Genomic DNA, 12,711 nt, shown 5'->3' with positions numbered 1-12,711 from the left:
GCTTCGGCGGCAGAGTCAAACCGCCCCGCGCCGTCGCGGCCGGGGCCCGCGTGCCGGCGGCTGCGGCCCTACGCCGCAAGTGACCGGGTCGCCTTTCGCCCCCGGTGGCGGGGGGCCTAGAAGGCGGCCATGACTCACGTCCCCACCCAGATCTCTCCGGCCGATGCCGGGGCGGGCCGCCAGCCGTGGCCCGAGCGGCTCGGCCGGTGGCTGCGCGACCATCAGCGGCTGGTGGGGCGTCTGCAATGGGGGATGGTGGCCCTTTATCTGCCGCTGGTGTTCCTGCCGCCGTTCCTGCCCGACACGGGGCAGGGGGCGCAGGTCGGCGCGACCTTCACCCTGTTTGCCCGGATCCTGCTCTGGGGGATCTGGCTTCCCGGAGTGCTGGTGTCCGTCCTTGTCCTGGGCCGGCTCTGGTGCGGGCTTCTCTGTCCCGAGGGCGCTCTGACGGCGGCCGCCTCGCGCCATGGGCGTGGTCACGCGATCCCACGGTGGATGAAATGGCCGGGCTGGCCGTTTGTGCTCTTCGCTGCGGTGACGGTCTACGGGCAGATGATCTCGATCTACGACAACCCGCGGTCGGTGGCGCTGATCTTCGGCTTGACGACGGGCTCGGCCCTGCTGGTGGGCTGGCTCTACGGCAAGGAAAAGCGGGTCTGGTGCCGCTTTCTCTGCCCGATGAACGGGCTCTTCGCCATGCTCGCCAAACTGGCGCCCATGCACTACCGCGTGGATGCCCGCGCGTGGGACGCCTGCAGCCCGGCGCGCGCGCGCGCCATGCGCTTCAACTGCGAGCCGATGGTGCCCGTCCGCACGATGGAGAGCGCCTCTCCCTGCCACATGTGCGGCCGCTGCGCGGGCTTTCGCGACGCGGTGCGCCTCGAACTGCGTGGATGGGGCGCGGAGGTGACGAGAACGCCCGGTTCGCCCGCCGAGAGCCTGCTTGTGATCGCCGGCCTGATCGGTCTGGGCTCGGCCGTCTTCTGGTGGCCGCACGCGCCCTGGCTCGGCGCCCTGACGGAGACCCTGGCGATCGAGCGGCCGGCGCCCTGGTTCCTCTTCGCCGCCGCGGACTCCGGCATGACGATGGGCGAGGGGGTGGCGCGTCTCCTGACGCTGGCGGTCCTTGCGATCACCCTGTCGGCGGTCGTGGCCCTGCCCCTTGCGGTGGCGGATCGCGGCAAGGGCCGCTTTCACCGCCTCGCCCTGACGCTCCTGCCGCTCGCGGCCGGGGGCCTCATCGCAGGGTTTGCGCGGAGCGCCTGGGCCTTCCTGCCTCCCCACGCTGCGCCGTTCGACGCGCGGCTGGTCTGGAGCGGCCTTCTTCTCGCCTCGGCCGTCTGGTCCTTGGGCCTGGCCCGGCGCCTTTCGGGCGGCGCCATGCGCGCCATCGGCGCGGCGCTGGTGATTCCCGTCGCCGGATGGCTGCTGGTGATCTGGTCATGACCCGCTTGTCCGATTGGCGGAAACAATCGCCGCAGGTGCAGGGTGCGAACAGGTGCCGCAGGTTCGGCACGTCCGGTCTTTATCCCTCCGCAGCGCAACAATGTCCGCTTTGCCGAGGCCCTGCCCCCATGAGGATGCCGGCCGCCAAGGAGTTGGGCACAAGTTGGCTGTATGGTCAAAGAGCCGCGTCATTTTGTCGCTTGCCATGCCGCCCCGGTCCTCGGGTAAGGTGCATGGGGATGGCAGTTTTTAATTTAAATTTGAATGGGCTTAGGGGGTAAACGGTGGACGGAAGCAAAATGGATGAACGCATGACCGCCTCGCGACGGTTTCATAGCGTTGCCCAACTCCGGGAGCTTCTACTTGGACTGGAACATGATCTGGGCATATCCGATCTGTCGCGCAATGAGCTGGACGTGCTCTATGCGGTGAAGCTCCTCGGGGAATCAGAGGATTCAATCGTCCGTTCGGATGCGATCCGGCGCCATTCCCTTTGCAGCGCCATCGCCACGCCGACCTTCCACCGCGCCCTCCGTTCGCTGGTGGAGAAGGGCTTCGTCGATCACGCGCCCATGACCAAGGCGCGGGCCTACAAGCTGGGCAGCCGCGCCGCGCAGATCGCCCACTGAGGCCGGCGGTCACGGTCAAGAGGAAGTGCGCGGTGGCGGGTTTTCCCCGCACCGCGAACCGCCTATCAGAGACCCATGACCATTGTCCTGCTCGTCACCGCCCTGGCGGCCCTGTTCATCGTGATCGCCGCCTGCGAGCCCGTCGCCGCGCGGCTCAGGCTGCCCTATACGGTGGTGCTGGCCGTGGTCGGAGCGGCGCTCGGCACGCTCGCGCTCTGGCTCCAGCGCAGCGGCGTGGCGGCCACCTTCCCGCCCGAGGTGGCCGAGTTGCTCTCGCTGCCGATCCGCTCGAGCGTCTTCCTCTTCATGTTCCTGCCGACGTTGCTGTTCCAGGTCTCGCTGAGCCTGAACATCCGGCGGATGATCGACGACTGGGTGCCGATCCTCGTGATGGCCGTGGTGGCGGTGCTGGTCTCGACGCTGGCCATCGGCTTTGCGCTGCAGCCCTTCAGCTCGATGTCGCTGGCCGCCTGCCTGTTGCTCGGCGCCATCGTCTCGACCACCGATCCTTCCGCGGTCGTCTCGATCTTTCGCTCGATCGCCGCCCCGCAGCGGCTGACGCGGATCGTCGAGGGCGAGAGCCTGCTGAACGACGCCGCGGCCATCGCGCTCTTCGGCTTTTTCCTGACCTTCGTCATGGCCGGCGTGCCCGATCCGACGCTGCGCGACGCGGTCGTCCAGTTTCCGCTGCTGATCGTCGGAGGGGTCGCGCTCGGCTATGGCATGGCCCGCGTCGCCCTGTCGCTGATGACGCGCATGGCGTCCTACCCCACGGCGCAACTCTCGCTCAGCCTCGCGCTGCCCTACCTCACCTATGTCCTGGCCGAGCAGGGGCTTCAGGTCTCGGGCGTGATCGCGGTGGTGACGGCGGGGATCGCCATGAACCTCGCAGGCCCCGGACGCCTCAGCCCCGCCACCTGGAAGCTTCTCAGCGACACATGGGAGATGCTCTCGCACTGGGCGGGCTCCCTCATCTTCATCGTGGCGGCGCTGCTCATCCCGCGGCTGATCGGGCGCGCGACGGAATGGGATCTCGTGCTGATCGGGGTGGTTGCGCTGGCGGCGATCGTGGCGCGGGCGGTGATGCTGTCGGGGCTGCTGCCGCTTCTGACCCGGCTCAACCTCTCGCCCAAGGTCGAGCGGCCCTACCGCGTGGCGATCCTCTGGGGCGGGCTGCGGGGCGCCGTGACGCTGGCGCTGGCGCTGGCGGTGACCGAGAACCCGATGGTGCCGCCGCATGTGAAGCGCGAGGTGGGCATCCTCGCCACCGGATTTGTCCTGTTCACGCTGATGGCGCAGGGCACCACGCTCCGGTGGGTGATCCGGCGGCTCGGCCTCGCGCGGCTGACTCCGCTCGATCTGGCGCTTTCGAACCAGGTGATCGCCGTCGCGCTGCAGAACGTCCGCGAGGAAGTGGCCGCGACCGTGCGTGAGCGCGAGCTTGACCCCCAGATCGTGCGCGCCGAGGCCAAGAGCTTCGGCCAGAGGCTGACCCGCGCGGTGGAGCTGGCCGATGACAGCGCCGACGACATCCCGGACCGCGACCGGATCACGCTGGGGCTCCTGGCGCTGGCGGGGCGCGAGCGGGATGCGATCCTGGCCTCCTTCCGCCAGCAGATCATCCCGCCCCGCCTCGCCGAGGCGATGCTGGTCGATGTGGACCGCCTGATCGAACGGACGCGCCTTCAGGGCCGCGACGGCTACCGCTCGGCCGGCCGGCTCGCGCTCGGCTACGGGCGGCGGCATCGGGTGGCGGTCTGGGCCCACAACCGGCTGAAGATCTCGCGCTGGCTGAGCCAGCTCACCTCGGACCGGTTCGAGATGCTGCTGACCCAGCGGCTGATCCTCGGTGACCTGCACAAGCTGATCGACGGCAAGATCCGCCGCATCCACGGCCGTCGGGTGGCCGAGATCCTGCATGAGATGCTCAAGCGCCGCGAGGATGAGACCGAGCAGGCGCTCGAAGCGCTGCGCCTGCAATATCCGGGCTATTCCGGCGAGATGGTGCGCAGCTTCATCCGCCGGACCGCGCTGCAGCTGGAACTGCGCGAATACGAGACGCTGCGCGATGACGGCCTCATCGGGCAGGAGCTGTTCATGACGCTGCGCCAGCGCATCCAGATCGCGCGCGGCAAGAAGGAGCGGCGGCCGCGGCTCGATTTCGCGCTGCAGAAATCCGAGCTGGTGCGCCAGTTCCCGCTCTTTGCCGAGATGGAAGAGGATCAGCTGCGCGTGCTCGAGCGGCTGCTGCAGACGGTCTATGTCCGGCCGGGGGATGTGCTCCTGCGCCGCGGCGACGTGCCGCGCAAGGTCTTCTTCATCGCCTCCGGCGCCGTGGAATCCGATGTGGCGGGGCAGAAGGTGCGCCTCGGGCGCGGCGAGATGTTCGGCCAGCTCGCGATCCTGACCCGCAAGGCCCGCCGCGCCCAGGTGACCGCGATCAGCCACGGCACGCTCCTGAGCCTCGACGAGACCCGTTTTCTGGAACTCCTGCGCCGCAACAAGGCGCTGCAGCAGGCCGCGGTGGACAGCGCCGCGCGCCGCAACGTGACCATCGACCTCAGCGCGACCTGACGCCGGTCGCGCCGGCGCAGCCTGAAAGGAGTGCGCCTTTCAGTCTGGCTCAAATATCCTCGGGGGGAGTCCGGCCGCAGGCCGGGCGGGGGGCAGACAGCCCCCCTCTTCGCGTCCCAGACGACGGGTGCCCGCGTCTCAGGTGCGGACGCCGGCAAAGCGGGTCTGCCACTCGGCCCGTTCCTCGTCGGTGATCTTGCGGAAGAGCACGTCCGGCGTCGTGAAGGCATGGCCCGCCGGGAGCCGCTCGAGCGCCGCGGCCACATCGGTGGGCCAGCTCCAGTCGTCGCAGCCGAGCGAGGCCATCGTCGAGGCCGCCGCATCCGGGATGAAGGGCCGCGAGATCACCGCGTAGAGCCGGATCAGGTTCAGCGAAAGGCGGATCATCGCCTGTGCCCGCTCGGGATCGGTCTTGACCACCGTCCACGGCGCGGCGGATTGCAGGTATTCGTTCCCGGCGACCCACAGCGCCCGCAGCTCGGTCGCGGCCTTGCGGATCTCCATCGCCTCCATGCAGGATTCGTAGGCGGCCAGCCGCTCCTGCAGCTCGGCGATCAGCTGGTGCTCGCGCTCGCCGAAGGCCCCGCCCGCAGGCACCGTCTCGCCGAACTTCGAGCGGCAGAACTTGGTCACGCGGCTGACGAGGTTGCCCAACACGTCGGCCAGATCCTTGTTGACCGAGGCCTGGAAGTTCTCCCAGGTGAACTCGCTGTCCGAGTTCTCCGGCGCGTGGGACAGAAGCCACCAGCGCCAGTAGTCGGCAGGCAGGATCGAGAGCGCCTGGTCCATGAACACGCCGCGGCCCTGGCTGGTCGAGAACTGGCCGCCGTCATAGTTCAGGTAGTTGAAGGACTTGATGTAATCCACCAGCTTCCACGGCTCGCGCGAGCCCATGATGGTCGCGGGGAAGGAGAGCGTGTGGAAGGGCACGTTGTCCTTGCCCATGAACTGGACGTAGCGCACATCCCCGGCGCCCTTGTCGGTGCGCCACCAGCGTTCCCAGTCGGCCTCCGTCTTGCCGTTGGCGTCGGCCCATTCCGCGGTGCCGGCAATGTATTCGATCGGCGCGTCGAACCAGACGTAGAAGACCTTGCCCTCCATCCCCGGCCAGGGCTGGTCGCCCTTCTTCACCGGCACGCCCCAGTGCAGGTCGCGCGTGATGCCGCGGTCCTGCAGCCCGTCGCCGTCATGGAGCCACTTCTTCGCGATCGAGGTGGTCAGCACCGGCCAGTCGGTCTTGCTGTCGATCCAGGCCTCGATCTCGTCCTTCAGCGCGCGCTGGCGCAGGTAGAGGTGCTTGGTCTCGCGCACCTCGAGATCGGTCGAGCCCGAGATCGCCGACCGCGGGTTGATCAGGTCGGTGGGGTCGAGCTGCTTGGTGCAGTTCTCGCACTGGTCGCCGCGGGCCTTGTCATAGCCGCAGTTCGGGCAGGTGCCCTCGATGTAGCGGTCGGGCAGGAAGCGGTTGTCGGCGACCGAGAAGACCTGCCGCTCGCTGACTTCCTCGATGAAGCCGTTTTCGGCGAGTTGCCCCGCGAAATGCTGGGTCAGCCGGTGGTTCCGCGCGCTCGACGAGCGGCCGAAGTGGTCGAACGACAGGCGGAAGCCCGCGGCGATCTCCTTCTGGATCTCGTGCATCTCGGCGCAGTAGACCTCGACCGGCTTGCCGGCCTTGGCGGCGGCCAGCTCGGCCGGCGTTCCGTGCTCGTCGGTGGCGCAGATGAACATCACCTCATGGCCGCGGCCGCGCATGTAGCGGGCGTAGAGATCGGCCGGAAGCTGGCTTCCGACGAGATTGCCCAGGTGCTTGATCCCGTTGATATAGGGGATCGCCGAAGTGATGAGTATCCGCGCCATGCCCAGAAATCCCTGTGTCCCGACCGCGCGCTGTTTAGCGCCGGACGCACGCGAGGGCCAGAGGATGATTGCGCGGCCGGCGCATCGGGTCGCCCTGCGGGTCGGGGTCAGTCGGGGGCGCGGCTCTCGATCTCGAGCCCCTGGCGCGCGCGGCGCAGGAACCAGCCCGCCGGCGGCTCCATCCGGGCGCGGAGGCGGCCAAGCCGCCAGCGCCCGCCCGGCGCGGGGGCAAGCTGCCAGCGCGTCTCGATCCCCGTCGCCCCGCCGGCCGGCGTGAGCAGCAGCCCGATCGGCGGATCGGCTCCGGCGGCCGCCGCGCCGGCTTCGGCGGCCAGATGCAGACGGCGCACCGGCGTCAGCGGCGGCGGCTCGGGCAGTTCGGCCACCACCAGCGGCACCGCGCCCGACCGCAGCGCCTCTTCCATCGACCAGAGCAGATCCTCGGGCCGCCGGGTGCGGGCGAGGATCAGCCGGCCCGGTTCGGCAAAGGCGCAGACCCCGTCGGGATAAAGCCGCTCGGGCCGCCATCCGGGATGGATCCAGACCACCGGCCCCCGCATCTCGGCCATCAGCAGGATCGCGAGCAGCCGCCGCGCCGGGCCGCAGAATTCGTGCACCCTTCCCCGTGCGAGCGAGAGATCGCCCACCAGCCGCTGCATTGGCCGCACCCGTGCGCCCTGAGGGTCGAGAAGCTGAGTCGTCATGCGCCAACCCTTGCATGTTCGCCCTGTGTTCTCAATCCCTCTGGCCGGGGCAACCTTGCCATCGCGGGTGGGTGGGCTAGGCTGCATCCGCAGAAAAGGAGCCCCATGATGAAGCTGATCCCGCTGGGTCGCACCGACCTGACCGTCTCCGAATTCTGCCTCGGCACGATGACCTGGGGCAGCCAGAACAGCGAGGCCGAGGCCCATGCCCAGATCGATCTCGCGCTCGATCAGGGGGTGAATTTCCTCGACACGGCCGAGATGTATCCCACCAACCCCGTCCTGCCCGAGACCGTCGGCCGGACCGAGACGATCATCGGACACTGGCTTGCCGCGCGCGGCGGGCGCGACCGGATCGTGCTTGCGAGCAAGATCACCGGCGAGGGGAGCCCCGCCGTCCGCGACGGCGAGCCGGTGACGCCGACGAGCCTCCGCCGGGCCCTCGAAGGCTCGCTCGGGCGGCTGAAGACCGATCATGTCGATCTCTACCAGATCCACTGGCCGAACCGCGGCTCCTACCATTTCCGCAAGATGTGGAGCTACGCGCCCCCCGGCGGCGCCGAGGCCGTGCGCGAGAACATGCTCGCCGTGCTCGAGGAGGCGCAGGCGCTGGTGGCCGAGGGCAAGGTGCGCCACATCGGCCTGTCGAACGAGACGGTCTGGGGGGCGGCGCAATGGCTCTCGCTGGCCGACCGGCACGGGTTGCCGCGGATGGCGACGATCCAGAACGAATATTCGCTCCTCTGCCGGCAGTTCGACACCGACTGGGCCGAGCTGTCCGTGCTCGAGGAGATGCCGCTTCTGGCCTATTCGCCGCTGGCGGCGGGGCTTCTGTCGGGAAAATATGCGGGCGACGTGACGCCGGACGGTTCGCGGCGCGAACGCAACGCGACGCTGGGCGGGCGGGTCACCCCCACCGTCTTCGAGGCGGTGGCGGGGTATCTGGGCATCGCCGCGCGGCATGGGCTCGATCCGTGCCAGATGGCGCTGGCCTTCTGCCGCACGCGGCCCTTCCCGGTGATCCCGATCATCGGCGCGACGTCGCTCGACCAGCTGCGGACCAACCTCGGCGCGGCGCGGCTGGTGCTCGATCCCGAGGTGCTGGCCGAGATCGCCGCCGCGCGTCGCGCCTGGCCCGCGCCCTTCTGAAAGCCCTTGCAGAGGCGCCCGCCTTCGCGTCCTCTGGCCCGGAGGACGGGCGGGCCGCCCTTGGGGGACGAAACGAGACGACATGCGCCGATCGCTCTTCCTTGTGGCATTGATTGCACTGGGTGCATGCAGCCTCGGCTCCGGCTCCGGCTCGGGCGGGGACGATGCCCGGTCGCTGGCGACGCCAGCCGTCGAGGAGACGGCGCTGGCCGAGCCCGAGGCGGCGGCCGCCGTGCCCGCCCCCCCGGCGACGTCCCCGACCGAGGCCGCCCCTGTGGCGAAATCCCCAAGCCAGCTTGCCTGCGAGGCAAGCGGCGGGCGCTACCTGCGGGTGAAGGCGCTTTTCACCTGCGTGAAGACCCCGCGCGACGCCGGCAAACGCTGCACGCGCGAGTCGGACTGTTCGGGCCGGTGCCTCGCCCGCTCGCAGAGCTGTGCGCCCTTCGATCCCCTCCTGGGCTGCAACGACATCCTGGACGATGAGGGGCGGAGGACCACGCTATGTCTCGACTGAGGCTTCTGCCCCTGCTGCTGCTGGCCGCCTGCGCATCCCGCGCGCCGGAACCCCCTCCTGCCAGCTTCCGCGATACCGGCCAGCCGATCTGGTCGAACGCGGTGTTCGAGCCGGCGCGCATCGCGGGCGAGTGGCGCGAGGTGGCGGCCTTCGCACCCCCCGGCGCCTGCCGTCCCGGCGGTGCCTCGATCCAGCCCGCGGCGGGAGGGCTCGAGATCCGCGGGCGCCTCTGCCTTGGCGGGCGCGAGACCGCGCTTGCCGGTCCGCTGGACGTCACCGGGCCCGGCCGGCTTCTTCCTGCGGGGGGAACCGAGCCCTGGTGGGTGCTGTGGGTGGATACGGACTATCGCACCCTCGCCATCGGCACGCCCTCGGGCCGGTTCGGCTTCGTGCTGAACCGGGGCGGGCCGCTGCCGCCCGACCGTCTGACCGCGGCCCGCGAGATCCTCGAATGGAACGGCTACGACCTGGGGCGGTTGGCCCTGTTCTGACGTCAGGAGTGCTCATGCTGCGACCGACCCTCGTCCTTCTCTGCCTGGCCATGCCCGCCCTTGCCGACGAGAGCCCGTGGCTCGGCGACTGGGCCGCCGACCCGGACTGGTGCGCGCAGGCGGGGCGGACGGGCGAGGTGCCCGAAGCCCCCATCCGCATCACCGACAGCGAGTTGCTGGGCTACGAGAACCGCTGCCGGATCACCGAAACCGACCCGTTGCAGATCCTGCCCGGAGCGGAGCTGGTGCTCGAATGCGTGGCCGAGGGCGAATCCTTTGCCGATGCGCGGCTGCTGGTGATCGACGCCGCCGACTCGATGCTGATGCTGGTTCCGGGGGCCGAGCCGCTCCGTCTCAGCCGCTGCCCGGACGGCGCCGCTGCGGAGTGAGGCGGGCTCACACCAGCCGGCGGAAGGTCGGAACCGGCCCGGAATTGTCGAAGAAGGGCACGCCGGCCGAGCCCTCGCCGTTCGCCAGCAGGGCAGAGACTTCGGCCAGCACCACTTCGGTGATGAAGGGCAGATCCAGCCGCCGCGCCTGTTCGAGAGGCAGCCACTGAAGATGCGAAAGCTCGTCGCAGGCGGCCGAGAAATCCTCGGGATCGCCGGCCAGGCGCGCGGCATCGGCCAGGAAGAAGCGCGCGTCGAACCGGCGCGGGCGGCCGGGCGGCGTGATGGCGCGGAAGACGAAGCGCAGCGCCGAGCCATCCGGCACAAGCCCGCGGGCCGCGAAACCGCGCCAGCCCTGCGGGGCCTCCCAGCGGCCGGGCAGGCCGAGCGGCAGGCCGGTCTCTTCCCACAGCTCGCGGATCGCGGCGGCCGCCAGGGCCGAGGCGCCCGGCGCGTCCTGGCCCAGCCGGCGCAGGCAGTCGGGGGCCGGCAGGGCCGCCAACGGCACGTCGGCGTCCACCGCATCCACGGCACCGCCCGGAAAGACGAACTTCGACGGCATGAAGGCCGCGGCCGCGCCGCGCATTCCCATCAGGACCTGCGGCCCCGACGCCCCGTCGCGCAACAGGATGACCGTGGCCGCGGGCCTGATCCGCGTCTTGTCATCCGCTGCCGGTTCTGCTGCCAAATCCATGCATCCTCTTCGCCCATTGCAGGCCCACCATGGCGCCTTTGAGGCGGGGCAGCAAGAAGAGCGAGAGGGCGACCGTGCCGATCCCGAAGATGGTGGCCAGCATGGCCGGATCGGGGCGGAACTCGACGAAGGCCCACAGGATGACCGGCGCCATCAGGTGGCCGACAATGAGGATGGTGAGATAGGCCGGCCCGTCGTCGGCGCGGTGGTGATGGAGGCTCTCGCCGCAGACCGGACAGTTGTCGCGCACCGTCAGATAGCCACGCATCATCGGACCCGAGCCGCAGCGGGGGCAGACCCGGTTCCACCCGCGCCAGAGCGCGGGACCGAGAAGCCGCTCTTCGTCCTCGGCTTCGAAATCCAGTGAACCGTCCCGCATGCTGCCTCCGACTCGCAAGCACTCTCCGGATGCCGAACGTGCGAGGCAGCGCCCTGTTCCGATATGGCGCGGATCTTAATCCATGTGTTTCGGATTCATCTATTGCGATTTTCGGCCAAGCCGCGACGGAACCCCGGCCGGGGGGCGTATGAGATGCGCAAACAGGCAGCAGCGGCTGTCGCGACGCAAGGAGATACAGAGATGACTCGTTCCACCATGCTGAAGGCTGCAGCCCTCACGGCCCTTGTCCTGTCTGCGGGGGGCGCGATCGCCCAGCAGGGTCAGGGGATGGGCCCGGGGGCCGGACAGGGTCAGGGGATGGGCCAGATGGGCCAGATGGGCCAGGGGCAGGGAATGGGGCCCGGCCCTTGCGCGCAGGGCGCCGACTGCCCCGCGGCGGGCATGGGTATGGGACCCGGCGCGGGCGCTGACCGCGGCCGGGGCGGCTTTGGCCCGCGTGGCCCGATGATGGACTTCGAGGCCCTCGACACGGATGGCAACGGCACGGTGACACGGGCCGAACTGGAAGCGGCCCGCGCGGCGCGCGTGGAGAATGCCGATGCGAACGGCGACGGCCTGCTTTCGGCCGAAGAGCTGACCGCGCTGCATGCCGCACGGATGATGCCGCGGATCGAGGCCAAGACCCGGCGCATGATCGAGCGGTTCGACGCGAACGGCGACGGGATGCTCTCGGTTTCGGAACTGGCCGCCGGGCCCGGTCCGCTGATGTTCTTCGACCGTCTGGATGCGGATGGCGACGGCACGCTGACCCGGGAAGAGGCGCAGGCCGCCGGGAAGTCCCGCGGCCGCGGCCACCACGGCCACCACGGCCCGCGGTTCTTCGACCGCTGAGACGGTGTCTCCCGCCCGGCGCCGTGTGTCGCCGGGCGGGAAATTGCAGGTTCGGCACGGTTGCGCTAGTCCGGGAACAGGATGGAAATGCCGTTCGACGCCCTTTCCGACGTCTCTGACGAGGCGTTGCTCGTGCTCTACGCCAACGGTGACCCGGCGGCGGCGCGGGCGCTGACGCTGCGGCTGGCTCCTCGGGTGCTGGCCGTGGCCACGCGGATGCTGTCGGACCGGGCCGAGGCCGAGGATGTGACGCAGGAGGCGATGCTCCGGCTCTGGCGCGTCGCGCCCGACTGGCGGCAGGGCGAGGCGCGGGTCTCGACCTGGCTCTACCGGGTGGTGTGCAACCTCTGCACCGACCGGCTGCGCGGCCGTCGCCGGCGGGCCTCGACGACCCTCGATGATGCACCCGAGCCGTGCGACGCCGCTCCGGGTGTCGAGGCGGCCATGATCGAGGGCGATCGGATGCGGGCGCTCGACGCGGCGCTGGCGGCGCTGCCCGAACGCCAGCGGCAGGCGGTGGTGCTGCGCCACCTCGAGGGGCTCTCGAATCCCGAGATCGCCGAGGTGATGCAGGTCGGGGTCGAGGCGGTCGAGAGCCTGACCGCGCGGGGCAAGCGGGCTCTGGCGGCGCTGCTCGCGGGGCAGCGGGCCGAACTGGGTTATGGAGAAGGCTGAGATGCGCGACAGCGATCTGGACGATCTTTTTGCCGAGGCGCGGCGAGAGTCTCCCGCGCCCTCCGCCGATCTGATGATGCGGATCCTTGCGGATGCGGCTGCCGAGATGCCGGTGCAACCGGCGCCGGTCCGGTCCGTGCCGCGGCGGACGGCAGGCGCCCGGTTCGCGCTCTTCGGCGGCGGAGGGCTCTTTGCCGGCCTCGCGACCGCAACGCTGGTCGGGGTCTGGATCGGCATCGCCCAGCCGCCTGTTGCCGAGGTGCTCTGGCCGGGCACCTCGGGCGACCCGCTGGAAACGATGGACCTCGCGCCCGGTTACGAACTCTTTGCAAGCCTCGACGCGCCGGTGGAAGGCTGA

At 70.1% G+C, this 12,711-nt stretch carries 14 protein-coding genes; 10 read left to right on the top strand and 4 right to left on the bottom strand.

Going from position 1 to position 12,711, the window contains the following annotated elements:
* The first annotated feature begins 129 nt into the window (after nt 1-129).
* From LV780_RS10690 to LV780_RS10680, 3 genes are all read left to right on the top strand, one after another.
* Nucleotides 130-1,446, top strand: a complete 1,317-nt coding sequence (locus tag LV780_RS10690) for a 4Fe-4S binding protein (RefSeq protein WP_108220312.1) — start codon at nt 130-132, stop codon at nt 1,444-1,446.
* A 299-nt stretch (nt 1,447-1,745) separates the two neighbouring features.
* On the top strand, nt 1,746-2,075 hold the full coding sequence (locus tag LV780_RS10685; RefSeq protein ID WP_011909311.1) for a hypothetical protein: 330 nt from the start codon (nt 1,746-1,748) through the stop codon (nt 2,073-2,075).
* A gap of 75 nt (nt 2,076-2,150) precedes the next feature.
* Nucleotides 2,151-4,649 carry a cation:proton antiporter gene (locus tag LV780_RS10680; RefSeq protein ID WP_011909310.1) on the top strand — a complete coding sequence of 833 codons (2,499 nt, stop codon included), beginning with the start codon at nt 2,151-2,153 and terminating at the stop codon, nt 4,647-4,649.
* 138 nt (nt 4,650-4,787) lie between these two features.
* Here the strand turns inward: LV780_RS10680 and metG are convergent, their stop codons facing one another.
* Both metG and LV780_RS10670 read right to left on the bottom strand, forming a co-directional pair.
* The gene (metG, locus tag LV780_RS10675; protein ID WP_101341436.1) at nt 4,788-6,506 is read right to left on the bottom strand and encodes a methionine--tRNA ligase; all 1,719 of its coding nucleotides are present in this window, start codon (nt 6,504-6,506) and stop codon (nt 4,788-4,790) included.
* A gap of 107 nt (nt 6,507-6,613) precedes the next feature.
* Entirely contained in the window at nt 6,614-7,210 is a 597-nt protein-coding gene (locus LV780_RS10670) for an ImuA family protein (protein WP_108220313.1), read from the bottom strand.
* Nucleotides 7,211-7,318: 108 nt separating this feature from the next.
* Here LV780_RS10670 and LV780_RS10665 point away from each other — a divergent pair, with 108 nt between their 5' ends.
* The 4 genes from LV780_RS10665 (at nt 7,319) to LV780_RS10650 (ending at nt 9,753) form a co-directional block, all read left to right on the top strand.
* Entirely contained in the window at nt 7,319-8,359 is a 1,041-nt protein-coding gene (locus LV780_RS10665) for an aldo/keto reductase (protein ID WP_108220446.1), read from the top strand.
* Nucleotides 8,360-8,441: 82 nt separating this feature from the next.
* Nucleotides 8,442-8,873 (top strand): hypothetical protein, encoded by a 432-nt coding sequence (locus tag LV780_RS10660; RefSeq protein WP_108220314.1) that lies wholly within the window; start codon nt 8,442-8,444, stop codon nt 8,871-8,873.
* Nucleotides 8,861-9,364, top strand: coding sequence for a lipocalin family protein (locus LV780_RS10655; RefSeq protein WP_108220315.1), 504 nt, complete (start codon nt 8,861-8,863; stop codon nt 9,362-9,364). The genes LV780_RS10660 and LV780_RS10655 overlap by 13 nt, the downstream gene beginning before the upstream one ends.
* A 14-nt stretch (nt 9,365-9,378) precedes the next feature.
* Nucleotides 9,379-9,753, top strand: coding sequence for a hypothetical protein (locus LV780_RS10650; RefSeq protein ID WP_108220316.1), 375 nt, complete (start codon nt 9,379-9,381; stop codon nt 9,751-9,753).
* Between the two features lie 7 nt (nt 9,754-9,760).
* Here the strand turns inward: LV780_RS10650 and LV780_RS10645 are convergent, their stop codons facing one another.
* On the bottom strand, nt 9,761-10,447 hold the full coding sequence (locus LV780_RS10645; protein ID WP_108220317.1) for an NUDIX hydrolase: 687 nt from the start codon (nt 10,445-10,447) through the stop codon (nt 9,761-9,763).
* Nucleotides 10,416-10,826, bottom strand: a complete 411-nt coding sequence (locus LV780_RS10640) for a DUF983 domain-containing protein (RefSeq protein ID WP_101341280.1) — start codon at nt 10,824-10,826, stop codon at nt 10,416-10,418. Before LV780_RS10640 ends, LV780_RS10645 begins: the two co-directional genes overlap by 32 nt.
* Before the next feature lie 201 nt (nt 10,827-11,027).
* On the opposite strand from LV780_RS10640, the gene LV780_RS10635 reads away from it, so the two are divergent.
* The 3 genes from LV780_RS10635 (at nt 11,028) to LV780_RS10625 (ending at nt 12,711) form a co-directional block, all read left to right on the top strand.
* The gene (locus LV780_RS10635; RefSeq protein WP_233863780.1) at nt 11,028-11,678 is read left to right on the top strand and encodes an EF-hand domain-containing protein; all 651 of its coding nucleotides are present in this window, start codon (nt 11,028-11,030) and stop codon (nt 11,676-11,678) included.
* Between the two features lie 81 nt (nt 11,679-11,759).
* Nucleotides 11,760-12,353 (top strand): RNA polymerase sigma factor, encoded by a 594-nt coding sequence (locus LV780_RS10630; RefSeq protein WP_011909300.1) that lies wholly within the window; start codon nt 11,760-11,762, stop codon nt 12,351-12,353.
* A 1-nt stretch (nt 12,354) separates the two neighbouring features.
* Nucleotides 12,355-12,711, top strand: coding sequence for a hypothetical protein (locus LV780_RS10625; RefSeq protein ID WP_011909299.1), 357 nt, complete (start codon nt 12,355-12,357; stop codon nt 12,709-12,711).

The organism is Cereibacter azotoformans (assembly GCF_021391315.1).
Classification (GTDB): Bacteria; Pseudomonadota; Alphaproteobacteria; order Rhodobacterales; family Rhodobacteraceae; genus Cereibacter_A; species Cereibacter_A azotoformans.
This window is presented reverse-complemented; position numbering and strand designations above follow the sequence as displayed.

Coding starts and splice junctions, on each gene's coding strand:
- LV780_RS10660 (WP_108220314.1), top strand. CDS start 8,442: ATGCGCCGATCGCTCTTCCTTGTGGCATTGATTGCACTGGGTGCATGC.
- LV780_RS10680 (WP_011909310.1), top strand. CDS start 2,151: ATGACCATTGTCCTGCTCGTCACCGCCCTGGCGGCCCTGTTCATCGTG.
- LV780_RS10670 (WP_108220313.1), bottom strand. CDS start 7,210: ATGACGACTCAGCTTCTCGACCCTCAGGGCGCACGGGTGCGGCCAATG.
- LV780_RS10655 (WP_108220315.1), top strand. CDS start 8,861: ATGTCTCGACTGAGGCTTCTGCCCCTGCTGCTGCTGGCCGCCTGCGCA.
- LV780_RS10630 (WP_011909300.1), top strand. CDS start 11,760: ATGGAAATGCCGTTCGACGCCCTTTCCGACGTCTCTGACGAGGCGTTG.
- LV780_RS10650 (WP_108220316.1), top strand. CDS start 9,379: ATGCTGCGACCGACCCTCGTCCTTCTCTGCCTGGCCATGCCCGCCCTT.
- LV780_RS10640 (WP_101341280.1), bottom strand. CDS start 10,826: ATGCGGGACGGTTCACTGGATTTCGAAGCCGAGGACGAAGAGCGGCTT.
- LV780_RS10665 (WP_108220446.1), top strand. CDS start 7,319: ATGAAGCTGATCCCGCTGGGTCGCACCGACCTGACCGTCTCCGAATTC.
- LV780_RS10645 (WP_108220317.1), bottom strand. CDS start 10,447: ATGGATTTGGCAGCAGAACCGGCAGCGGATGACAAGACGCGGATCAGG.
- metG (WP_101341436.1), bottom strand. CDS start 6,506: ATGGCGCGGATACTCATCACTTCGGCGATCCCCTATATCAACGGGATC.
- LV780_RS10625 (WP_011909299.1), top strand. CDS start 12,355: ATGCGCGACAGCGATCTGGACGATCTTTTTGCCGAGGCGCGGCGAGAG.
- LV780_RS10635 (WP_233863780.1), top strand. CDS start 11,028: ATGACTCGTTCCACCATGCTGAAGGCTGCAGCCCTCACGGCCCTTGTC.
- LV780_RS10690 (WP_108220312.1), top strand. CDS start 130: ATGACTCACGTCCCCACCCAGATCTCTCCGGCCGATGCCGGGGCGGGC.
- LV780_RS10685 (WP_011909311.1), top strand. CDS start 1,746: ATGGATGAACGCATGACCGCCTCGCGACGGTTTCATAGCGTTGCCCAA.